Here is a 21,586-nt window from a genome sequence, read left to right on the forward strand (position 1 = left end):
TGGGACGGTCTTGGTCCAATCCGCACAGCGGCAGCTGCGTCCGACCCCTCGGTTGACCGGTCGGCCGGTTGACCGGTGGGGCCTGCGTCGGTGCGTCACAGACGTTGGGTCACCCGCCCGGCGGACGTCTCTCGGCGAGTGGACGCTCGAAGCAGCATGAGGTGAGGCCCAGGGGTCACGCACCGGACGGCAAAGTAGGGCAGAGGCGGAACACTCCCCACCGCGTCACTGATGCTTCCGGTCCCTCCTGACCCTTTTCGCAGCCCCCCGAGCAGGCCTATGAGGGTTGAGCCGGGGAAGGTTGCAGGGGTGGCAGGCTCCAAAATCGAGCACTCAGCCTACTTCACGCTGATGTGTACGTGGTTCTTGTGGTTGGCGGAGTCGCCGCCGCGGTTGGCCATGGCGCGCCAGCCCTCACTGCTGCGTCTGGCACTCCAGATGTGTTGGTTCCAGATCACGTAGGTGATCCCCAGCGTCTTGGCGTTGGTCCTGGCCCAGGCGGCGACCTTCCCGCCGAGCTGCTTGCCGGATGTGGACCTGTAGGCGGGGATCATGAGATCCACCGCCCGCCCGGTCGCGTGGTCGCCTCCACCAGGACGGACTCCGTAGACGGTCTTGATCCTGGGGAACTTCGCTACCGCCGCGTTGGAAGTCCTGGCGGCGTTCGGCTTGAGCCCTCTCGGCGTGACCGACGACCTTGGTGCCGGCGCCGACCTGGTGGACACTTTGGAGGTCGACAGGTACTTGGTGCTCACCCAGCCGATCGCGTTGGCGTTCTGCACTCGGGCAAACCCGTTGCTCGACCGGCCGGTCAGGGTCACTCTCACGCCTTTCCGCAACACCTTGATCACCCCGTAGGACCGGCCAGGGCCTTTGCGCAGGTTGAGGTTGGCAGTGGTGGTCCGCGCTGTGCCATCGGTCGCCTTACTGGCGCTGGCGCTGGCGCTTGTCGCAGCAGCAGCCGTGGGAGCTGTCGTTGGCAGCGGTGCTGCCCCAGCGAACAGCAGGGCAGTGGTTACGGCGCTTGCCGCGATGGCACGGCTCAGTCTGGTGTCCACGGTGACTCCTCGCGGCCCGAGGGCCAGGTTGGTAGAGGTGGTGCGTGTTTCGGTGTGTCAGTCCGACTCCGTCTGCAGCGACAACCCGACGTTCCCCGGGACCCTAGGCGTTATAGAACCGTTACCACAAGCTCAGCGTTGGAACGTGCCATTACGGTGTCGTCGGTGTTCTTTTCTCACTTCGGAGGGCTGCGACGTGCTGGTAATCACCATGTCTGCTGGCTGCTCCGTCCGCGCCGCTGTCCACGTCGTCCTCCACGTCAGGGCGGACCCGGCGGGGCGCTTCAACCGCAGTTGTCACCACAACGACGGTTCGCCGCCATGCCGCGGAGTAAGCCGCTGCAGTCGGGTGAGGGCTCAGCTAGTTGCCGGCCGACGACACCAGCCTCAGCCAGCGATGCCTCCGGGCCTGAAATTGTTCAGAGGTTCACTTGCCCTGAGCGCGCTGTGCTTCTGCTGCGACGTCGTGGCCTACCGACAGCTGGTGAATGCCAATAAGCCCGGACACCCGAAGGGTGTCCGGGCTTCCTGCTCAGTCGAGCTTGTTTCTCAGCCTTTGCAAGAACGAGGTCAGCGCAGGACGCCGCAGACTGCGCGGTCGGTGGCCTCGGCGGACAGGGCAGCGTTGAGCTCGACCAGCCTCGGAACTTCCACGCCTGACCCTGGCGCATGATGCCCCACCTGCCAGCCGTGACAGGACCAGCCCAAGCGCGCAGCTACCGCGACGAGTGCAACTTGAGCCAAGGTCGATCACGACGGCCATCGAGCCAGTGGCGGCGTCTCCAGGGAACGGACGCTGGGCTCACCACCAACGCTCTCACGGTCGGTAGCAACTTCAGCCATCCGCACGGGCGCCCACCGGCGGCTGCTCTGTCATGGGGCCGACCAATCCTTTCCGTGGTCGGTGTCGAACCTTTTTCGGTGAGGCCGTGCGGCTCGGAACATCCGGGCGTGACGCCGGAGCCTCCACCCTTTCAAGGAGGAAAGATGCGGAATATTCAGAGACTTGCTGGGGTGGCGTGCGGTGCGGCGGCTCTGGCCGCGTTCGGGGCCGGTCCGGCGCTGGCGGCGACGGGCAGTGTGCACGCGAACCTACGGCCGGTCGCGGAGAACGGCGTCGACGGCAGTGGCACGGCGATGGTGAAGGTGAGCGGCAACTCGATCACCGTGACGATGGCCGCCATGGGTCTGCTGGCCGACGCCCCGCACGCCGCGCACATCCACTTCGGCGCTGACGCCCGGCACGAGTGCCCGACCGCCTCCGACGACAGCGACGGCAACGGCCGCCTGAACACCACCGAGGGTGGCCCGGCCTACGGTGCCATCGTGGTGTCGCTGACCAAGACCGGGGACACCAGCCCCGACAGCGGACTGGCGGTCGACCGGTTCGACACCGCCAAGGGCGGCAAGATCAGCTACGAGCGCGGCAGCATCAAGGTCTCCGACGACGTGGCCAAGGCCATCACCGACGGCCAGTCGGTGGTCGTCATCCACGGCGTGGACCACAACCACGACGGCAAGTACAGCGGCAAGGCCAAGAGCGACCTCAACCCCGACCTCCCGACCGAGGCCACCGACCCCGCGCTGTGCGGGGTGTTGAGCACCGCCCCCGACGGAGGGATGGCCACGGGTGGTGGCGCGACCGCCGCCGGACCGAACACCACGATGATCGCCCTCGGTGGTGGCGCCCTCCTGGCCGCCGCTGGCAGCGGGTTCGTCGCCGTCCGACGGTTCCGCACCCAGGCCTGAGGGACGCAACCATGGCAGACGGTGGCCGTCGCAGCGGACTGATCGCTGCGGCGGCTGCCGTCGTCCTGCTGCTCGTCGGGATCGTCGTCCTCACCCTCGGGGTACAGGGCCGGGCTGGACCCCCGCAACCGGCAGCCGCTGAACCCGTCGTCACCGTCAGCCCGACACCGGAACCGACGAGGAGCGCACCCAGCCCCAGCCCGGCGAGAAGCGGCGGAGGCCGGACCCCGGCGCGGCCCGCGCCGTCGGCTGAGCCCAAGACCCGGATCGGCGCCTTCCTGCCGGCCTCGGCACCGACGGCCCTCGACATCCCCTCGGTCGGCATCCGCTCCACCAGCTTCGTCGACCTCCAGGTGGCGAAGGACGGCACCCTGAACGTGCCCGGCAGCGCCGACGAGGTCGGCCTGTATGCCGACGGACCCACGCCCGGCCAGCTCGGACCGGCCGTTCTCGGCGCCCACGTCGACAGCAAGAAGGGGCCGGGCGTCTTCTACCGGCTCGGCGCGGTCGAGAAGGGCGACAAGATCCACGTCACCCGAAGGGACAAGACCCGGGTCACCTTCACCGTCGACAAGGTCGCCGTCTACCCCAAGGACGACTTCCCCACCGACGAGGTCTACTACGGCGACTTCGACCAGCCCCAGATCCGGCTCGTCACCTGCGGCGGTCCCTTCGACCCCGTCGACCACTACCTCAGCAACGTCATCGTCTTCGGCCACCGCACCAGCTGACTCATCGTGGTCGGCCACTCGGGCGAGCCCGAGGAGACCAACTTCGATCTGGCTGTCCGCTAGCGACCGCGAAGGCAAGTGCTGCTCCGACGTCGGCTGATGCCGGCTGGCGGGGAGTGCCGTGGAGTCGGCGGCAGCGTTACCGGTCCGAGCCGTGCAGGTGCGAGGCCGGCACGAGTCGGAGACTTTGGGCGCTGGACAGCTGCTGGCCCAGTGTGTCGGTGAGATCGTGCTCGAGCTCGTGGAAGCGTCCGACGGGCATGGCCGGGTCCGTGGTGACGGTGGCTTCGCTGTCGAGCTGGTGCCCGACCCAGCGGATCCTCACGGCGGTCACGCCAGCGATTCCGGGCGCGGCGGCGACCAGGTCTTCAGCGATGTGGACCAGGTCGTAGGGCCTCGCGTTCGAGTTGCTTGCTCAGCTCGATCAGCAGCTTCTTGGGCGCGATCCGCAGCGCAGTGCCGATCGGTAGAGCGGCGAAGGGGGAGTCGGAAAGGTGTGAGCGGATTTCGATGGGCGGGCTCGGTAGCCGGAGGGGTGCCGGGATGTGCGCTGGGGCAGGTTTGCGGGTCGGCAGTTGGGCGGCCGAAGAGCAAGCCCTGACCCAGCCTGGCTCCGAGAGCGGCGGCGGTCTCGCAGTGGGTTCGGTTTCGATGCCTTCGGCGAGCAGCAGAGCACCGGACCGTTCGGCGTAGGCGTTGACCGCGTTCATGATTTCGGCGATAGCGCGCGAGGGCCGGTCCTGGACGAGTCGGAGGTCGAGCTTGACCACGTCGGGCCGCAGGATCTCCATGAACGCAAGCGCAGCGGGGTTCGCGCCGACGTCGTCCAGGGCCACCCTCCAACCCAGCTCGCGTACCCGGCTCACCGTGCTGAGCAGTTCGGCGGGTCGGGCTGCCAGAGCCCGTTCTGTGATCTCCAGCACCACCAGTAGTCGGGGGTTCGCGTGGGCGAGCGCGGCCAACTCGGTCGCCGGAGCGCTGTCGAGAACTTCGGGCTCGACGTTGACGAAGAGGTGCAGCGGCGCGAACAGGCCTTGCTCGAGGGCTGCCGTCAGCGCCGCTGAGCGGCAGGCCCGGTCCAGCTCACCAAGGCGACCCGCCGCCCGGGCGGCGTCGAAGAGCGCGATCGGGCCCTCCAGCTCGGTGCCGGCCGGGCCGCGGGTGAGGGCCTCGTAGGCGACGACCGAGCGGTCCTCGAGAGCAACGATGGGCTGCCACACCGTCCGCAGACGGTGCTCGGTGAGCACCGCGTCGATCGTGACGGCAGTGGCTGATGGTCTGGCCGGATAGGACGTGGGGATGGTCACTGTTCTCCGTCGACAGGTTGAGCGGCGGGTGGTGTTGGCCGGGTCGCGTGATGGTCAGGAGGCGGCTGTCTGGATGTGGTTGTCGAGGGCGGCGGTGATGTCGGGGGTGATGGTGGTGATGCCGTGGTGGGTGGCGGCGTGCTGGGCGATGTCGTTCATGAGGTGAGCGCGGTTGGTGTTCTCGAAGCGGGCGGAGCAGCCGGGCATGACGTCGCCGCAGGCAAGCTTGAAGATCATCGGGTCTCCTCGTTGAGGTCAGGGGTGGTGAATGGGTGGGCTGTGGTCGGGTGTGTGGGGTGGTGGGGGATGCGGACCCAGAAGGTGGCGTGCTGGTCGTCTTGGTCGACGCCGAGGGTGCCTCCGTGGGCGACTGTGAGGGCGCGGGCGAGGTAGAGACCGATGGTGACGCCGGTGCCGTCATGGTTGGCGTCGAAGGGGTCGAACAGGGCTTGCAGGATGTCGGGGCTGATCGGGTCGGCGTCGCGGACGACCCGGAACTCCATCCAGCCGCCGGCGGTCGGGTGGACGTGCAGGCTGCGGGCGCGGGGAACAGGCAGCGAGTTGGCGGCGTCCCACAGGTCACGCAGGATGCGGGAGAACCGGTCGGGATCGACCCACACTTGGGTGGTGGCGCCGGCCCCAGAGATCACTGGCAGACCGGTCAGATGGCCGGTCAGGGTGCTGATCGTGGTGAGCTGTTGGGTGAGGGTGAGGCGGCCCAGCGAACAGGAGGCGAGGAGCTCGACATCGAGGGTCCGTTCGGTCAGCCGATCCAAAGCCGCCCCCAGCTTGTCGAGAACGCTGGGGAGCGCGGACGGGGGTAGCGCGCCGCTGCGGAGCATGCTGGCCCAGCCGGTGGCCGTGGCCAGGGGGGTGCGCATCTCGTGGGCGAAGGCGGCCAGGAACCGGTCGCGTTGGTGGGCAGCGTCGGCGTCGGGCTGGTTGGTGACCTGGGCGGTCCCGGCCGCGAGGAAGTCCTCGGTCCAGCGGCGCAGCAACGCCAAGTCCACATCGCGCTGCTGTGCGACCGTGGCGATTGCCTGACCGGCCAGCACGTCCAGCACGGCGGCGACTCGTATGTCGCGGGCTTCGGCAGGCGTGGGAAGAGCGGGGACGAGATGGAGGCGGTTCAACGCCTTGTTCCTTTCCTGCACGGTCGGCCCCGAGGCAGTCAGATCCTAGCCAGGGGTTGTCGGTGCTTGTTTGCGGTCGGGTTGCGCTTCGGGCGGTGGGGGGCTAGGTGGGGCGGCGTCCGGAGGTGTAGTGGTTGAGGGCGTCGGTGGCGGTGAGGGTGCGTCCGTAGACGGCGACGTCGTCGACGCTGGCGGCAAGAAAGCTGCTGGTGGGGGCGTTGGTCCAGCCGGTGAGGTTGTCGTACCCGACCCGGAAGTTGCCGCTGTAGGAGGCGGCGATCACCGTGGCGCTTGTCGTGACGGCGGTGCCGTCGACGTAGAGGGTGAGGCCGGTGGGGCCGGCGGTGGCCATGATGTGGTGCCAGGCGCCGTCGTTGTAGGGGTTGGGGGTCGTGAGGGTGGCTTTGGCGGCGTTGTTGACTCCGAACGCGACCCGGCCGGTGTTGGTGAGGTAGAGGACGCGGTCGGTCGTGCTCGACGCGCCGGTGGCGGCGGCGCCGAACCCGGTGATCAGGCCGCCGCGGGCGGTGGTGGTCCGAATCCAGGCTTCGCTGGTGTAGCTGGTGTTGGTGGTCAGCGCTGTCGCGTAGTTCACGTAGCCGGTGGTCCCGTCGAGGGTGATGGCGGTGCCGGTGTCGCGAGTGCAGGCGCCAGCGACGCCTTTGGTGACCGCGCCCTGGTAGGTGCCGGTGCGGGCGCTGGCGCCCGAGTCAGCAGCCGTCGTCCCGGTGTCGTCGAGCTTGTAGTAGATGCCGGGGGTGTTGGCGGTGTAGGCGGCTGCGCAGGTGAAGTAGTCGGCAGCTTTGGTGCCGTTGGTGCCGTTGGTGACTTGTGCGGTGATCGCAGCCCTTGAACCGGGCACGAGCGCGGCGGCAGCACTCAACACGAGCACCACAACCAGAGTGACCATCAGCAGGTGCCGGAGCGGCCCGCGCACTAGGTGCTGCCAGCGCCGCGCCACGGCTGGTCGGCGGGTCACGGCAGCCGCCCCTCGTCGGTGGGATAGGTGTCGGTGGGCAGCTCGGCTGTGAGGCCGACGATTGTGGTCCAGAGCAGGGGAATGAGGCAGACGACGATCATGGCGACCAGCCACCAGCCGGTCAGGTGGGGGGCACCGTTGACCATCAGCGGACCGCCGGCTGCGTTGGCGGCGACGGGAACGGAGCCGACCTCGCCGAGGTGGAGGTCGACATGATGCCCTGGTAGGCCGGTGACCCGGGTGGGGAGCAGGCCGCCAGACACGATGGTGGCGTGCAGCCCGTCGCCGGTGGCGGCCACGGTGACCAAGACGGGGTGCACGAACGGTCGAACGATCAGCGAGGTGACCGCCACCAGCATGGTGCTGCCGAGGATGCGGACGCTGGAACGCCACCGGGTCGGCACGTAGAGCGCAGACCCGATGACGAGGACGACGATCCCCAAGAGGAGAGTCGGCAGCCCGCGGACCAGCCAGCCCAGCCCCCGGTAGTGAGCGACGACCTCACCGACCAGGTCGTCCTGGGTGACCGGGAACGGGTCAACAGCGCCGTTGATGTCGCCGCGGACCTGCACCGACCCGTCGTCCAGGATGGCGACCACCCGGTGGGTGATGAGGTTGTCGGGCATGTTTCGCGGCCGGTAGGTGACGATGTCCCCCACCGATAGGTCGGCCGGCAGGGCGGGGCGGGTCAAGATCAGCGTCCCGACCGGGGCGGCCACTCCCATCGAGGGAGTCTCGATGATCGCCCACTTCCCGCCGGTGAGCCGCCACACCGTACCGGCGGTGACCAGCACCAGACACACCGCCAAACCCGCCAGCACCGCCGCCATCGAGGTACGAGCCGACCGCTGGTCGGCGGCACCGCCCAGTCCTTGGACGGTAGCGGTGTACGCCATGACGGCTCGAGCTCCCTCATCCCCGAGAGATCGTGTGGTGGACCCTGCGGCCCCGACCCAACCCGTCGTGCTCAGGTTGGGCCGGGACCGCTGGAGGTCTAGGTGGTTCGGTCAGGCGGTGAAGGTCCAGACCAACGGCTGCGAGGCGGCCAGACCCTGGTAGGTGTTCCCCGCGCTGGCGGCCAGGGTGACGGCGAAGGTGAAGGAGACCGTGGCGCCGGCGGCGACCGGGGCGGCCAGGGTCAGCGCCCCGCCGGCAGCGAGGCTGGTCAGGCTCGACGACGCCGGGGTGATGGTGCTGGTGGTGGTGCCAGCGGTCTGAGTGATCACGATGCCGAGCTTGGCGCAGAAGTCGGTGGCGCTGCCCGACACGTTGCCGGACTGGGTGCAGGTGCCCGGAGCGAGCGTGAACGAGGTGGCGGCCGCGGTGCCGGTGTTCTTGATCGTGACCGTGGTCGAAACCGTCTGGCCCGGCACCATGGTGGTCGAGCCGCCGTACTTGTTGATCGTGGCGCAGGTGGCGGCGTTGGTGGCCACGTTGTTGCCGGTGCCGTCGGTGGAGAGGCAGGTCACGGTGCCGGCGGCGTTCTTCTCCTCCATGATCACGGTGCCGGCAGCGGCGGTGTTGACCGAGTTGGTGATAGAGGCGGTGAACGCGGCCAGGCTGGAGTTCATGGACAGCGCCAATACCACCACCCCTAATACCCCGGTCAGCAAGGCAGCCAGGGTGAACCGGCGACGGGGGGAACCAACCGAAGGTGACGACGTGGACACGAACCAGCTCCTGACGGGAGAACGGTGGACATTTCGGAAGAGGCCGCCCCCGCCGCCTGCCAGGACTCTATGGATCACGCGTGAGGTTGACAACGGTGTCCTGTCTGGTTGCGACCTTCGGCTCCTGAGGTCGGGACGAAGGTCCCGACTCCCGCTGTGGTCCTTGACACATCACTTCGCGCGTGAGGTGATATGCGCTCGAAGGAGGCCTACCTGTGACTTCACTACCTGTGGCCGCTCCGCCCGTGAGCGTTGAACAGCACCTGGTGGTCGATGACCGGCCGGTCACCGCCGTTGCGCTTCCCGACCGGGTTGTGGTCGCCGACCGGCTGCGGTTGGATGAGCAGCTGTGTTTCGCCCTGTACGCGGCGACGAACGAGATCGTTCGTGCCTACCGGCCGCTGCTGGCCGAGCTGGGGCTGACCTACCCGCAGTACCTGCTGCTGATGGCGCTGTGGGAGCACGACGATCAGACCGTCACCGAGTTGGCGGAGACTCTGCGCTTGCCTGCGCATGGGCTGCTGCCTGTGCTGACGCGTCTTGAGCAATCCGACCTCCTGCTCCGTAATCGCGACGCTGCTGACCGGCGGGTCGTGCGGATCACCCTCACCCCCGGCGGTCGAGCGCTCGAACGACGGGCAGCGCGGGTCCAACATCGGGTGGCGTGTCAGACCCGACTGCCCGCCGCCGCCCTGGCCGAGCTCCGCACCCAGCTGCATCACCTCAGCCAGGACCTGGGCGGCGACTGATCACTGGGGACAAGGACCGGAACGGCGGGGTCATGGTGGGCAGACAGGCGGCCGCGGTCAGGTTCGACGACCTCGACTCGACCGTGCTGGACGACGAACGCGGTAAGGTCTGCTTCGCACTCGAGGATGTCGACTACGAGAACGAGCTGAGCACCACCCACCAAGACCAGTTCCACGTCGGCATCGAGCCTTCTTCGGACTCTGCCGGTGTCGTCGACCAGGCCGAGGAGACCCGGACGGACCGGCGACGCCGCGACAAGCCGGTCATTCCGCCCGAAGGTCATCACCAGATCGACGAGCTGGTCCGCCGCTACCAGGCCGGTGCGAGCATGAGAGCCCTTGCAATCGAGCAGGGCTTGAGCCGCGGCACCATCCGCCGGCTCCTCCTCGCTGCCGGTGTGCAGCTACGTCAGCAGCGCCAGTTGCCTGCGGACCCCATCTGGTGGGCCGCTCGGATCGGCGGAGGTCGGACCGACGAAGAGGTCGCCGCCGAGTTGCAGGTCCACCCCTACACAGTCGCCCGCCATCTCAGGAATGCTGGCCTTCGCCAGCCTGCCGACCGCGGCGAGCAGCCGTTCGCCGAGTGGCTGAAGGCCCGCACTGCGGCTGACGGCGCCTGCCTGCGTTGGATCGGCGGACACACCAGCAGCGGCTACGGTGAAGGCCGCTATCAAGGCGCAAACGTCTGGCCCACCGGGTCGTCTGGAAACACCACCACGGAGCGGTCCCCGACGGCCACGAGCTCACCCGCACCGCCGACTGCCCCCACCCCGATTGCGTCAATCCTTCACACCTGCAACCCATGACTCCTGCCGACCGAGTCCGCATCAAGACCGATGCCGGCGCCTTCGCCCACGGCGAGAAGCACTGGAACGCGCACCTCAGCGAAACCCAGGCTCGCACCATCAGGGCCAGCACCGATACCGTCGCCGCCCTCGCTGCCCGCCACGGCGTCAGCTTGCAAACCGTCGCTAGCATCCGCGCCAGCCGCCGCTGGGAACACCTCGGGACTTGATTGATCCTGCCCCTGCGAAAGCAGTCATGGCCGCTCCACGGGCGAGGCGCACGAACTTGAACGATCCCGACTGTGTCGATCGTCAGCTGACTGGGAATGCTGCTGTGCAGTCTCGTCAATCAGTGCGCTCGACTACTGGACAGCGATCGGACCTGGTAGACGCACTGAGGGCAGGCTTAGCCTCATTGTCCATGATGTCTGGCCTTTCCGGTCGGGTCACCGGCATGATCGGGTAGAGGCACCTCATCGCGGCGGCAGGCGCAAGGGGCCGCGGGACTTCCACGGCTCGCCGCTCGGGGCCGTTGAGCGACGCGGTGGAATCTGTGGAGCCGAGCACGGCGTGGAGCCGAGGCTGCCGTCGCTCAAGGACGCGCGATCCATCGGAGCGCTGGTCGAGGGCTACGACGCTGATCCCGCCGAGGTGAGGGCCTGGTTTCCGCTCCACGCGGCGGAGCTCTGGTTCGCCGAAGCAGGACCGCCCGAGTACCTGCACCAGCTCACCGAGAGGCTGACACGCGGGCCCGCCTTCTAGTCCATGTGCGAGCAATCGTCGCGAACCAGACGTGCACGCAGTGGACGACCCTCGTGCGGAGCGGGTCAGTGGACGACCCTTAAGCGGGACACTTCGAAGGTGCCTGTCCAATGCAGGTCGTGGCGGGTGGCGGTCAGGGGTCTACGTTCGTGCTGTTGCTTAGCTCGATCCAGGCGTCGAGTTCGGCTTGCTGGTTTGCCAGGTTGGTGCGGATCGACTCGACGGCGTCTGGACCCAGGGGGAGATGCAGTGGCGGGTTTGGCTGGGCGAGGGCGCTAATGATGGCTGCGGCGGCCTTGGCAGGGTCGCCGGGCTGCTGGCCGTCGGCTTCGGCGAAGCGGTTCCGCAAGGGCCCGAGTTGGTTGTCATAGGCGTCGATGGGTGTCGAGGTACCAATAGCGCCTGCAGTGTTGAAGCCGGTTCGGAAGGCGCCGGGCTCGACGATGAGGACCTTGATGCCGAATGGTTGCAGCTCGGCGGCCAGCGCTTCCGACCATCCCTCAAGGGCGTACTTCGACGCGGAGTACGCCCCTACGCCCGGAAAGGTCGTGCGGCCACCCATGCTGCTCATTTGCACGATCGCACCTGAGCGGCGGTCCCGCATGGACGGCAGGACGAGCCGCGTGAGTGCGGTCGGGCCGAAGAAGTGGAGGTCCATCAGTTGCCGCAGCTCGTCGTCGGTCGTTTCCTCGGCGGCTCCGAGGTGGCCGCGGCCCGCGTTGTTGACCAGGACATCGATGCGTCCGTGCTCCGCGAGGACCTGATCCACGACCCCCGGCATGGCGTCGAGGTCGGTGACATCGAGCTCGACTACCGACGCCTTCTCCGCGAGCTCGCCCAGGGCGTCCGGACGACGCACTGCTGCCACCACCGTGAACCCCTCGACCAGCGCCGCTTCGGCGACCGAGCGTCCGAAGCCCGACGACGCGCCGGTGATCAGCCACACCTGAGAGTCCATACCCCGAGTGCGCCACCTCCTCCAGCACGGTGTCAAGGGATGTCGCACGAGCGTCGCCCGACTGTCACGCCCTTGTCGCGAAGGAGGTCACTCACCAGTGTCAACGGCAACAACCAGTTCTCCTGGACCCCGGATAGCCGATCCCTATCTGAAGCACTAGCGGGGCCGCCCCTGAGGACGAAGACTGCAATGACCGATTCAGCAGGCAGCAAAGGTCCGGCGTGACCCAACCAGCAAGGGTGCGATGAGTTGACCTACCAAGTAGCAAGCCCCTAGCACTACTGTGCGGCGGACAGTACCGTCGGCTCATGCCGGTGGCTGATGACCCGCGAACCGCGCCGCAGCCTGTTGCATCGAGGCGTGCTGGATATGTGCGTGTTGTCGATGGTGGGTCGACAGCCCGACCGCGTGTACGCGCTTGTCGGCCGGATGGCGGACCGAGGACTGGAGCCGTGAGCTTCGGCAGCCTCTACCCTGTGGGCAACCGGCTACGCCAGCAGGGCCCTGCTGGACGAGACCAGTGTGACGAGTCTGGTCGGGTCTCCTCGCACGGTGCTCTCGCTGACCAGCGCCGGTGAGGCAGCACTGGCACGCTGGTCAAGGCAGTGGCGAAACCTGAATGCCGTGGTGGGGCGTCTGCTCGAGCAGCTTGAAGCCGGCCAGGGCACGGTCCAGCTGCAGGCGGCGAGTGCGCTGTGATCAAGCCGGAGCTGGAGTGGCTTCTTGCGTCGTGGGTCCGGCTGGTCCGGTCGCGGTGGGCCGCGACCGGCATGTCCCGAGAAGATCGGGCGGTGCTGCTGCGCCAGCGGCTGAAGGACCTGGCGGCGGCGCGAGCGGTCGGGGCGACGATCAACGAGCTGGTCGCCACCGTCGCGCTGGCTCGGCTTCGAGCTGGTCCTGAGCAACCTCGCGGACCCCAGCCGCTGCCCGATGTGCTGACCCTGACCATGGGAAGCGCGTGGATCGGCGGTCCTGACCGGTATCCATCTCCGAACGTCGTGTCCGATGCCTGGCGAGCCCGAATCGAGGAGACGTCATGCGCTACCTGCTATTGATCTGCTTTGAGGCGTCTGCGGCGGCGAACGCACAGCCAGGGTTGACCGCCGACTCCCAAGCGTGGGCCAAGGCGTTGGAGGAGCAGGGGATCCGCACTGTCGGCGGCCCCTTGGGACCGATCAGCGATGCACGGTCGGTGCGGGTGCGAGATGATCAGGTCCTGCTCGAGGATGGCCCGTTCACCGAGACATCGGAGCAGATCGGCGGCTTCGAGCTGATCAACTGCGCCGACCTGGACGAGGCGGTGGCGGTGGCCGCCCAGCATCCGGTCGCCAAACTGGGCACAGTTCAGGTGCGCCCACTGGGCGAGGAATGAGAGTTCTCCGCTCCAGAAATACCCTTCGATCGGTGAGGAGCCAGAAGTGGGACTAAGTGAACACAAGGTCGAGGTCGTCATTGCCGTGTCAGACCTCGATCAGGCCCGAGCGTTCTATGAGGACCAGCTCGGCCTGCGACTTGGCCCGAGGCAGGACGTGGAGGACCAAGGGGTGCGCTATACCTGCGCAGCGGGGACGGGGATTTTCGTATACCTCTCGCCAGACAACGCAGGCAAGTCCTCGGCAACCCTGGCGGGCTGGTTCGTTGACGACCTCGACGAGACCATGACCGACCTCTCGTCGCGAGGAGTTACCTTCGAGCACTACGACCTGCCCGGGATCAGCACTGATGCCCGCGGAGTGTTCGACGACGGCCGACTCAAAGCCGCCTGGGTCAAAGACCCCGACGGCAACACCATTGCCCTTACCGAGCTGTCCACCTAGCTACGACGGATGCGGACGCATCATCGTCAGTTGCCGACCCTCGTGCTGAGACGTCAGTGGACGACCCTCGTGCGGGACGCACGCAGTGGCCTACTCCCTAGCGGCTGAGTGAGCATGGCAGGTGCGGCCCGCGGAGTCGCTGACAACAACTGGCTGAGTGACGCTGATAACCCTGCTAGACAACTCCAGCGCCGTCGCGGCAGACACCGTAGGTTATCGACGTGGTGCAGAGAACACCTCGCGTCGGCTTCTTGGAGTCCTTCAACGAGCCTGAGCAGCGACGCGCTATGCGCGCCATCGCGACCAACGACACGTTGGTTGAGATTGCGGCCGGACTCCGAGCGCTCTATGCGCTGAGCGAGCAGCAGCTGTCTGTGTCCCGCGACATCGCAGCCATGCTTCAGCGCGCAGAGCAAAGAGATCTGAGGAGAGCCGGCTACCCCCCACATCACTAGTCTCCCAGCGAACGTCGGGTGCATTCGGGGCCAGTAGGCCCTGGCGATCCCTTGCTGGGGCGTGGGTTCTCAAGGTGTCGCCTGGGACGGGAGGCACGCAAGCCGACCGGCTATTGCGACTCCGGCCAGAGGAGCACGCGCCGATAGAGCTCCGCGTCGCTGGCGTCACGCATCTGCCGGAATTGTCGGCGAGCCCTGGGATTGCGACCGATGCCCGGGGCGTCGGCGGATCGCTCTTGGGCCTCAGCCCAGTCCCTCATTCTATGAACGCGCGGATCGGTCACGCCCTTGAGGTCACGCTCAAACTCCTCCAAGGATCGCCACCACAACTTGGCCATGGGCATCAGAGTAGGAGGCGAACCTCAAAGCGGCTCACCGTTGCGCGAAGCGCATGCGGTGGCCGACCTCCGTGCGGAGCACGTCAGTGACCGACCCTCGTGCGGAGCACGTCAGTGACCGACCCTCGTGCGGAGCACGTCAGTGACCGACCCTCGTGCGGAGCAGGTTCGTGGCCGACCGTGGTACGGGACGCATGCGTTGGCTGCAGCGGGAGGCTCGTTGAAACTGCGGGCGAAGCGGCGTGTGGGGACGAGGTTTTCTCGACTCGGTGAGGGTCGCTAAGAGGTTGTGATGGTGGTGGGTCAGGGTTGGAAGGGGTCGCGGTCGTCGGCCAGGAGGTCTTCGCCTTCGCCGGGGAGCAGCCATCGTTGGGTGTTGAGCTGGGCGGATCGGGTGAGGTAGGCGTTGCGGCGTTCGGCGCTGGTGGGGGGGTGCTCGTCGGCTCGGGGGAGGCGTAGCTCGGTGGCTGGTGTGCCGAGGTAGCTGATCTGTTCGGTGAAGCCGCCAGGGGTGTAGAGGTTGAGGACCCGGGCGGTGTCGCTGGCGACGGCGAAGCCGTGGACGGTGCCAGCGGGGATGGACAGCAGCGTGCCGGTGTGGGCGGTTGTCACCTCTTGCCGGATCTGGAAGTGGATGGCGCCGTCGAGGACGTAGAAGTACTCGTGCAGCCGATCGTGGACGTGGGGTGGGGGGCCGCTGCGGCGGGGCATCAGTTGGTCGAGGACGGTGAGTGCGCCGCCGGTGGCTTCGGCGGGGGCGAGGACGGACCACAAGGAGTCGACCATCCAGTAGCTGGGGACGTCCTGACGTGTGGTGAGGAAGGGTTCGAGGGTGTTGGAGGGTGTGTTCGGCATGGGACCGGTCTCCTGCTGATGGTGGGGTTGGGTCAGGACTGTGAGGCGTGGTGGGCGGCGGTGAGGTAGTCGTCGAGGGTGGTGAGCTGGAGGTCGGGGTAGCGGTCGGTGTCGGTGGTCGCGAATGGCGGCACGGTGATCATCGACAGGAAGTACCACTCCGTGAGCACTGACCAGGGGTCCTGCGCGGCGGCGGTGATGCGCCGGAGGTCGTCGGCGTCGCCGAGGACCTGGATGGTGAGCGGGCGGCCGGTGAGCGTCCCGGTCTTGGCGATGATCGTGTTGAACGTGGTCTCGGCGCCCGAGACCCGGCGGACGCCGGAGATGTCGTCGGGGTCGGTGGCCAGTCGCGCCGTGAACTGGGCGGTGTCGTCGACGGTGGTGAGGTTGAACGGTTCGTCGCCGGTGCCCCATAGCCGGGCGGTGTCGGTGTGGAGGTCGACGATGCCGGCGGTCTGCGGGTAGAGCATCATGTCCATGAATGCGCCGTTGAGGATGTGGACGACTTGGAGCGGCATAGCGTCGATGGCGGCGTCAGCCTGGCGGCGCATCGCGAACTGGGGGGCACCTTCGGGGGCGGCGAACAGGTCGAGGGCGAAGTCCGAGGCGATGAACCGGCGTGCGCCGTTGCCTACTGCGGCTTCTGCCAGCGCGACCTGCCCGTCGATGATGACCGTCGGCCCGCCCTGGAGCGCTGAGACGACGACGTCGACGCCGCGGGTTGCCTCCGCCAGGGAGGCCGGATCGTTGACATCGCCTGGTACCAGTACTGCGCCGCGAGCGGTCAGGCCCTCCAGAGCGGCGGCCTTCTCAGGATCGGGACGGGTCGAGTCGCGCGCCATCAGACGCACCTCGACTCCGTCCTGGTCGAGCAGATGGGCGGCGATCAACTTCCCGAGCATGCCGGTTGAGCCGGCGATCAGCACTGTCGTCATCAAGACCTCCATCGGTTGGACCCTCATCTAGGAGCCGCTGCTAATCTAATACGCTACCGTAGCGTATTGCAACTGGTAGGATGGGGTCATGGCCGAGGCAGTGGTGCGGGGGGCGGGTCGCCCGCGAGACGTCACCGTGGACGCTGCTGTGCTGCGTGCGACGCAGGATCTGTTGCTGGAGCAGGGCTTCGACCGGTTGTCGGTGGAGGGGGTGGCCGCCCGGGCGGGGGTGGCCAAAGCCACGATCTATCGGCGGTGGCCCGGTAAGACGGCTCTGGTCGTGGCCGCGGTCGCCGAGCTGTACCACGTGCCACCAGTCCCTGACACCGGCGATCTGCGCGAGGACCTCCTGGCGTGTGGACGGACCTACGTCCACCAAGGAAGAACCCAGGCCGTCCTGGCAGGGCTGATGACCGCGATGGTGCACGAGGACGAGCTGCGTACTGCAGCCACCGCAGCCATCGGCGGCCCCTACACAGCCCTCTTCCACCAGGTCATCAGCCGCGCCGTCGAACGCGGCGAAGCGCAACCGGACACCGACGTGACCTCGGTCAGCGAGGTGTTCCCCGCTCTGGCCTTCCACCGCGGAGCCGCCCTCGGACTCGCCGTCGACGAGCAGATGGTCGTCCGGGTCGTCGACCGCCTCCTCCTCCCCCTCCTGCGCTGACCTCGCGGGCGCGTCACCCCGCCGCGCGGCCGGGCGGAGATCATGAGAACGGTGTTCGCCGGCCGAATCTGATCGGTGCGCAACAAGCGCTGCCCCCGAAAGCGACCCTCGTGCGGAGCGCGTCAGTGGCCGACGCCTTAGTCGACAGTCTGACCGGCGGTCGGCCTCACTGCGGTAGGCGTCAGTTCCGTCCGCGCCGAGCCTGACAGCTGACCGCGCAAACCTGCCTAGGCCAGCCCGGTCACGGCACCTGCCCGGGCAGATCTAGGCTTCACAACGAGGCCGGTGACGGTGCATAGCCGAGGTCGTCGCCAGCTGTGCCGTGCGGGCTCGCTCCAGCGTCGCCGGCCAGATCGTCAGCTCTGTTGAAACTCATCATGCGAGGGAGAGAGAACCGTGAGCATATTTTCCAAAACTAAGGACACCAACCTGGCTGCGCAGACGGCCTTCGGGGAGGCGGTGAACTCGGGCAGCCTAGCCTTCGACGACCTCGTTGCTGCCGCCTCGGTGGACCATGACCCAGCACCGGGTCAGGTGCCGGGGCCGCAGGGGTACCGCACGATGTTTGCCGAGCTGCGGGCGGCGTTCCCGGATCTGAAGATCGAGGTCGAGCATCTCGTGGCTGACGACGACAACGTCGCCTTCGCCTACGCCGTCTCCGGTACTCACTCCGGACCGTTCCAGGGCCACGAGCCGACCGGCCGAACCTTCCGTGTCCGCGGGATGCAGATCAGCCGTTTCGCCGACGGCAAGCTCGTCGAACGGTGGGGCAGCAGCGACCAGCTCGGCATCCTCACCCAACTCGGTCTCTCCACTACATGAGGCTGCCGACGGGGGCACTACTCGAGGCCGCCCGCGATGCACGGGCGTACCGGTCGGTTTCTCGGCCGGCGTCCTAACCGACCAAATCTTCAGGCTCGCCTCCAGCCACGGTGCGCCCGTAGCGTCAAGACCTCGGTCCAGGCCCACGACTACCAAGGTCAGCCAGTCCTACTTCGCCGACATCGACAACCACCCGAAAGCCGACCGTCCAGCGGTGCACCGCAGGCGGAATGGCGTGCAGTGAGCACCAGGTTGCCCCAACAAGCCGCACAGGTCACCGCAAGGGATGCGCCGACTGCGAGGGGTGCTGTCATGGGCCGGCCGAGCAACCGGCCTCAATTGGTGCCGCCCAGGATCAGCCGGGCCGCTTCGTGCGGTGCGTCCCATTGCGGAAAGTGACCGCACCGCTCGAACCAATGCAGAACGGCGTCGGGGAACAACTCCGTGGCACGTGCGGCCTGTCTAGGCACCGTCACCAAGTCACGACGCCCCCAACCGATCGTGACCCGGCCGGGCACTGTGCCCGCCGGGGCGCCCCGCTGCTTGGGCCCTTTGGTCAGGGCGTCCATGGCGGCGTTCGTCGACGGGGCGTCAGCCAGCCCGCTCAGGTCCGGCAGCACGGTCTCTCGCGAGAGCGCCCAGGGTCGCGCCGAGAACTGCGCCAACAGCAAAGTTCTGCCTACGGTGCTGTCAAGCAGTGACGGCAACCTTCCGCGCAGCGCTCGGACCAAGGAGATCGACGGTCGCAGCGTGGCGCCGAACACGAGGCGTTCTCGGTCGCTCCAGAAGCCGCCTGGGTCTAGGGACACGGTGTCGCCGCCGACTCCCCGCCGCGCGAGCTCGAGCACGATTCGGCCGCCCATCGACTGGCCGACTGTGGCGACCCCGTCCAGCCCCTGCTCGCGGATGAACTCGGCGACAGAGTCGGTCAAAGTGGCGATCGAGACCTCGCCGGTCAAGGGTGGCGTGTTGCCGAACCCCGGTAGGTCGACGGCCACCACTTCGCGGCGCTCCGCCAGTTCGTCCATCAGCGGGGACCAAGATCGCCATCCTGCGCCTAGACCGTGCACCAGCAACAGCGGGCTGCCGCTTCCGCGTCTCACGTAACTCAACGTCACGCTCGGAACGCTATCTCACGCCGATCTCGGCCAACGTGGTCACAACACGCGGATGCCCTCGCGGCACACGACCGTAGCGGCCACGGTGAGGCGGGCCCTCGGGGGTAGAGGCATGGCCACCACCCTGCCGATCGGGTTCAGATGCGGCCGCATCTGATCATGCTTCAGTGGAAATTCGAGCGCCCGTACGCCCACCCTCGTGCGGTGCATGTCGGGGCCGACCCTCGTGCGGGGCACGTCAGTGACCGACCGACGCGCGGGACGGAGCAGTCAGTGACCCTTCTGCCGAAGGAGCCGGCATGGCCAAGAGGGGGCTAATTCGGGTCCGCCCTTGAACATGTGCCCGACGCATCAGCTCGTCGCGGCCGATTCGGTTGCGTACGACCGGTTGGATGCTATGTTCCTTGTGCTTGATCTTGGCTCGGGGATTCGCGGTGCTGCGGTGCTTCTCGCTGGCAGTTTGTTTGGCGGTTTAACCGCTGTGAAAGCTGAGTGCTGGTGGAGATCCCCCCGCCGCTGTCTGCGGCACGTCCCCGGCGTCGTGTCCCGTCGTGGGTGCTGGCGCTGCTGGTCCCGGTGTGCGCGGTGGCCCCGTGGGCGATTTCCTGGCAGGCGCCGGTGGCGAATCCCTCGGCTGATCCGTCGGCGGTGATCAAGCAGGCGGTAGCGGCGCAGGGGCCGAAGAAGCGAGTGCCGGTGGCGCCCTCGGCCGCGGTGGTTGCGGCGTTGTCCAAGGAGCTCGCGGACCCGGCCGGTCAGGGCTACGACAAGCCGGTGTCGTCAAAGCAGGCGGCCGCGGTGCGGACGACTCCGGGCCGGTACCAGACGGTCGGCCGCATCCAGATCCCGCGGATCGGGTTGGACGTCGCCTACGGCGAGGGCGTGCACGAGTCGGTGCTGGAGCGCGGCCCCGGCCACTGGCCAGGGACCGCACTGCCTGGCGGCGCCGGCACCGCGGTGCTGTCGGGGCACCGCAACACCCACACCGCGCCGTTCAAGGAGCTGGACATGCTGCGGCCGGGCGACAAGATCCGCGTCTCGGTCGGCAAGGGCAAGCCGACGACGTTCCGGGTCCTCGACACCACGATCGTGCCGGAGGCGAAGTACCCCGCATTCGTGCTGAAGCCGGCGAAGGACCCCGCGAGCCGCAATCTCACGGTGTTCGCCTGCCATCCCGAGGGCCACCCCATCTTCCGGATCGTGGTGCGGGCCAGCACCACCGGTCCGGTCAAGAAGTCCGACGAGGGCGGGAGGTAGCTCCGGGACGTCGTCAACGTAGCGCCAGCTCTCGGGGAGCCGGCCGATGGCCACCACGCTCATCTGCACTGCCCCTCACAGAGAGATCTCTGCATGAACCACGAGAACCTTCCCCCGACTCCCGTCGACGAGTCCGACCCGGCCCGCCACGTGTTCGGCGGCCAGCCGGTGATGACCTTCGCCGACGAGGGCCAGCGCCGCAAGTTCCTCCGGGCGGCCGCCGTCGTCGGCTTCGGCTCGACGCTGGTGGCGCTGTCCCAGCGCGACAAGTTCGCGCTGGCCGACGCCTCAGCCAACGACCTCGAGATCCTGAACTACGCCCTCACCCTGGAGTACCTCGAGGCCGACTTCTACACGAAGGGTGTCAAGGGTGGCGCCTTGAAGGGCCGCGACCTGGAGCTGGTGACTCCGATCCGCGATCACGAGCAGGACCACGTCAGCGTGCTCACCGACACGGTGAAGTCTCTCGGCGGCAAGCCGGCGGCGAAGCCGAAGTTCACGTACCCCGACGGGACCTTTGACGACAAGGAGACCTTCCTGAAGACGGCGTCGACGTTCGAGGAGCTCGGCGTCACCGCCTACCACGGGCAGGTCGCCCTGATCGAGGATGGCGACATCCTCGCCGCCGCTGCCTCCATCGCGGGGGTCGAGTCCCGGCACGCCGCGGTCGTCGCGGACCTGCTGGGCGGCAACCCGTTCCCGTCGTCGTTCGAGAAGAACAAGTCCATGAAGGCCGTGCTCAAGGCCGCCGGCCCGTTCATCGAGTCCTGAGAGAAGGCAGACCACATCATGATCAACCGCAGAGACCTGATCAAGGGCACCGCCGCCGTCATCCCCGCGGCCGTCGGCCTGCAGATGCTGGGCACCAAGTGGGCCTTCGCTGCCGACGACTTCGGCGGACCCGTCGACGTCCTCAACTACGCCCTCACGCTGGAGTACCTGGAGGCGGAGTTCTACCGCCAGGGCAACCAGGCCGACCTGCTCACGGGCAAGGCGAAGAAGTACCTGGAGGACATCCAGAAAGACGAGGAGGCGCACGTCGTCGCCCTGAAGGACACCATCACCAGCCTCGGCGCCACCCCGGTCGCCGCCCCGCAGGTGGACTTCGGGTCGGCGTTCAAGTCGAAGGCCAGCTACCTGGAGACCGCCTACACCTTCGAGAACCTCGGGGTGTCGGCCTACCTCGGCGCTGCCCCGAGCCTGCTGAAGGAGAAGGGGCTGCTGACGGCCGCCGCCAGCATCTTCGGCGTCGAGGCCCGGCACGCCGCCATCCTCGGCGTCCTCGGAAAGAAGGAGGCCGAGGGCGGGGTCTACCAGGGCTCGTTCGAGAAGCCCGCCACCCGGGCAGCGGTCCTCAAGGCCGCCAGCCCGTTCCTCGTCAAGGCGCAGACCCTCTAGAACCGGCGCGCCGGCCCGGACGTCGTCCAGGCCAGCTTTCGGG

The 21,586-nt window shown here is 67.8% G+C and carries 25 protein-coding genes and 2 pseudogenes; 15 read left to right on the forward strand and 12 right to left on the reverse strand.

Annotated elements, in window-relative coordinates:
- Positions 1-338: 338 nt before the first annotated feature.
- Positions 339-1,058 (reverse strand): SH3 domain-containing protein, encoded by a 720-nt coding sequence (locus BLT72_RS07755; RefSeq protein WP_157720337.1) that lies wholly within the window; start codon positions 1,056-1,058, stop codon positions 339-341.
- 1,014 nt (positions 1,059-2,072) lie between these two features.
- Between BLT72_RS07755 and BLT72_RS07760 the strand changes: the two genes are divergently transcribed.
- The gene (locus BLT72_RS07760) at positions 2,073-2,807 is read left to right on the forward strand and encodes a CHRD domain-containing protein (protein ID WP_197677227.1); all 735 of its coding nucleotides are present in this window, start codon (positions 2,073-2,075) and stop codon (positions 2,805-2,807) included.
- Between the two features lie 11 nt (positions 2,808-2,818).
- Positions 2,819-3,538, forward strand: coding sequence for a class F sortase (locus BLT72_RS07765; RefSeq protein WP_091411726.1), 720 nt, complete (start codon positions 2,819-2,821; stop codon positions 3,536-3,538).
- Positions 3,539-3,677: 139 nt separating this feature from the next.
- Here the strand turns inward: BLT72_RS07765 and BLT72_RS07770 are convergent, their stop codons facing one another.
- The 7 genes from BLT72_RS07770 to BLT72_RS07800 form a co-directional block, all read right to left on the reverse strand.
- Entirely contained in the window at positions 3,678-3,872 is a 195-nt protein-coding gene (locus tag BLT72_RS07770; protein WP_091411728.1) for a hypothetical protein, read from the reverse strand.
- Positions 3,873-3,906: 34 nt separating this feature from the next.
- A complete protein-coding gene (locus BLT72_RS07775) occupies positions 3,907-4,845 on the reverse strand; it encodes an EAL domain-containing protein (RefSeq protein ID WP_197677228.1) in 939 nt (312 codons plus the stop codon).
- 54 nt (positions 4,846-4,899) lie between these two features.
- Positions 4,900-5,082 (reverse strand): DUF1059 domain-containing protein, encoded by a 183-nt coding sequence (locus BLT72_RS07780; RefSeq protein WP_091411730.1) that lies wholly within the window; start codon positions 5,080-5,082, stop codon positions 4,900-4,902.
- Entirely contained in the window at positions 5,079-5,909 is an 831-nt protein-coding gene (locus tag BLT72_RS07785) for a sensor histidine kinase (protein ID WP_157720338.1), read from the reverse strand. The genes BLT72_RS07780 and BLT72_RS07785 overlap by 4 nt, the downstream gene beginning before the upstream one ends.
- A 172-nt stretch (positions 5,910-6,081) precedes the next feature.
- On the reverse strand, positions 6,082-6,957 hold the full coding sequence (locus BLT72_RS23285) for a LamG domain-containing protein (RefSeq protein ID WP_157720339.1): 876 nt from the start codon (positions 6,955-6,957) through the stop codon (positions 6,082-6,084).
- Complete coding sequence (locus BLT72_RS07795; protein WP_091411737.1) at positions 6,954-7,853, reverse strand: S26 family signal peptidase; 900 nt, start codon at positions 7,851-7,853, stop codon at positions 6,954-6,956. Before BLT72_RS07795 ends, BLT72_RS23285 begins: the two co-directional genes overlap by 4 nt.
- A gap of 111 nt (positions 7,854-7,964) precedes the next feature.
- Positions 7,965-8,528 carry a hypothetical protein gene (locus BLT72_RS07800; RefSeq protein ID WP_157720340.1) on the reverse strand — a complete coding sequence of 188 codons (564 nt, stop codon included), beginning with the start codon at positions 8,526-8,528 and terminating at the stop codon, positions 7,965-7,967.
- A 344-nt stretch (positions 8,529-8,872) separates the two neighbouring features.
- Here BLT72_RS07800 and BLT72_RS07805 point away from each other — a divergent pair, with 344 nt between their 5' ends.
- The 4 genes and pseudogenes from BLT72_RS07805 to BLT72_RS22485 all read left to right on the forward strand — a co-directional run bounded on the left by BLT72_RS07805 (position 8,873) and on the right by BLT72_RS22485 (position 10,391).
- Positions 8,873-9,376 carry a MarR family winged helix-turn-helix transcriptional regulator gene (locus BLT72_RS07805; RefSeq protein ID WP_197677229.1) on the forward strand — a complete coding sequence of 168 codons (504 nt, stop codon included), beginning with the start codon at positions 8,873-8,875 and terminating at the stop codon, positions 9,374-9,376.
- A gap of 32 nt (positions 9,377-9,408) precedes the next feature.
- A pseudogene (locus BLT72_RS23500) lies at positions 9,409-9,777 on the forward strand (helix-turn-helix domain-containing protein); the annotation flags it as partial.
- 284 nt (positions 9,778-10,061) lie between these two features.
- Positions 10,062-10,133 (forward strand): annotated as a pseudogene (locus BLT72_RS23505) (HNH endonuclease); the annotation flags it as partial.
- A 45-nt stretch (positions 10,134-10,178) separates the two neighbouring features.
- On the forward strand, positions 10,179-10,391 hold the full coding sequence (locus BLT72_RS22485; protein WP_091411744.1) for a hypothetical protein: 213 nt from the start codon (positions 10,179-10,181) through the stop codon (positions 10,389-10,391).
- Between the two features lie 665 nt (positions 10,392-11,056).
- Here BLT72_RS22485 and BLT72_RS07825 read toward each other — a convergent pair.
- Positions 11,057-11,869, reverse strand: a complete 813-nt coding sequence (locus tag BLT72_RS07825; RefSeq protein WP_231930422.1) for an oxidoreductase — start codon at positions 11,867-11,869, stop codon at positions 11,057-11,059.
- A 564-nt stretch (positions 11,870-12,433) separates the two neighbouring features.
- On the opposite strand from BLT72_RS07825, the gene BLT72_RS22120 reads away from it, so the two are divergent.
- The 4 genes from BLT72_RS22120 to BLT72_RS07835 are packed head-to-tail and all read left to right on the forward strand — an operon-like array spanning position 12,434 to position 13,698.
- Complete coding sequence (locus BLT72_RS22120) at positions 12,434-12,580, forward strand: hypothetical protein (protein WP_157720341.1); 147 nt, start codon at positions 12,434-12,436, stop codon at positions 12,578-12,580.
- Positions 12,577-12,936, forward strand: coding sequence for a hypothetical protein (locus tag BLT72_RS22125; protein ID WP_157720342.1), 360 nt, complete (start codon positions 12,577-12,579; stop codon positions 12,934-12,936). The genes BLT72_RS22120 and BLT72_RS22125 overlap by 4 nt, the downstream gene beginning before the upstream one ends.
- A complete protein-coding gene (locus BLT72_RS07830) occupies positions 12,918-13,253 on the forward strand; it encodes a YciI family protein (protein WP_091411751.1) in 336 nt (111 codons plus the stop codon). The genes BLT72_RS22125 and BLT72_RS07830 overlap by 19 nt, the downstream gene beginning before the upstream one ends.
- A gap of 46 nt (positions 13,254-13,299) precedes the next feature.
- Positions 13,300-13,698, forward strand: coding sequence for a VOC family protein (locus tag BLT72_RS07835; protein ID WP_157720343.1), 399 nt, complete (start codon positions 13,300-13,302; stop codon positions 13,696-13,698).
- 1,096 nt (positions 13,699-14,794) lie between these two features.
- On the opposite strand, the gene BLT72_RS07850 is transcribed toward BLT72_RS07835, so the two are convergent.
- Together BLT72_RS07850 and BLT72_RS07855 are read right to left on the reverse strand one after the other, a co-directional pair.
- A complete protein-coding gene (locus tag BLT72_RS07850) occupies positions 14,795-15,346 on the reverse strand; it encodes a cupin domain-containing protein (RefSeq protein WP_091411761.1) in 552 nt (183 codons plus the stop codon).
- Positions 15,347-15,378: 32 nt separating this feature from the next.
- Positions 15,379-16,293, reverse strand: coding sequence for an NmrA family NAD(P)-binding protein (locus tag BLT72_RS07855; protein WP_157720344.1), 915 nt, complete (start codon positions 16,291-16,293; stop codon positions 15,379-15,381).
- Positions 16,294-16,369: 76 nt separating this feature from the next.
- Here BLT72_RS07855 and BLT72_RS07860 point away from each other — a divergent pair, with 76 nt between their 5' ends.
- Positions 16,370-16,948, forward strand: a complete 579-nt coding sequence (locus BLT72_RS07860) for a TetR/AcrR family transcriptional regulator (protein WP_091411765.1) — start codon at positions 16,370-16,372, stop codon at positions 16,946-16,948.
- Positions 16,949-17,344: 396 nt separating this feature from the next.
- Complete coding sequence (locus BLT72_RS07865; RefSeq protein ID WP_197677230.1) at positions 17,345-17,770, forward strand: ester cyclase; 426 nt, start codon at positions 17,345-17,347, stop codon at positions 17,768-17,770.
- A 335-nt stretch (positions 17,771-18,105) separates the two neighbouring features.
- On the opposite strand, the gene BLT72_RS07870 is transcribed toward BLT72_RS07865, so the two are convergent.
- The gene (locus BLT72_RS07870) at positions 18,106-18,888 is read right to left on the reverse strand and encodes an alpha/beta fold hydrolase (protein WP_091411767.1); all 783 of its coding nucleotides are present in this window, start codon (positions 18,886-18,888) and stop codon (positions 18,106-18,108) included.
- A gap of 555 nt (positions 18,889-19,443) precedes the next feature.
- Here BLT72_RS07870 and BLT72_RS07875 point away from each other — a divergent pair.
- The 3 genes from BLT72_RS07875 (at position 19,444) to BLT72_RS07885 (ending at position 21,543) form a co-directional block, all read left to right on the forward strand.
- The gene (locus BLT72_RS07875; protein WP_157720345.1) at positions 19,444-20,145 is read left to right on the forward strand and encodes a class E sortase; all 702 of its coding nucleotides are present in this window, start codon (positions 19,444-19,446) and stop codon (positions 20,143-20,145) included.
- Between the two features lie 93 nt (positions 20,146-20,238).
- Positions 20,239-20,916 carry a ferritin-like domain-containing protein gene (locus tag BLT72_RS07880; RefSeq protein WP_091411771.1) on the forward strand — a complete coding sequence of 226 codons (678 nt, stop codon included), beginning with the start codon at positions 20,239-20,241 and terminating at the stop codon, positions 20,914-20,916.
- An 18-nt stretch (positions 20,917-20,934) separates the two neighbouring features.
- Positions 20,935-21,543 carry a ferritin-like domain-containing protein gene (locus BLT72_RS07885; protein WP_091411773.1) on the forward strand — a complete coding sequence of 203 codons (609 nt, stop codon included), beginning with the start codon at positions 20,935-20,937 and terminating at the stop codon, positions 21,541-21,543.
- Positions 21,544-21,586: the final 43 nt, after the last annotated feature.

The sequence above is a fragment of the Friedmanniella luteola genome (assembly GCF_900105065.1).
Lineage (GTDB): Bacteria > Actinomycetota > Actinomycetes > Propionibacteriales > Propionibacteriaceae > Microlunatus > Microlunatus luteolus.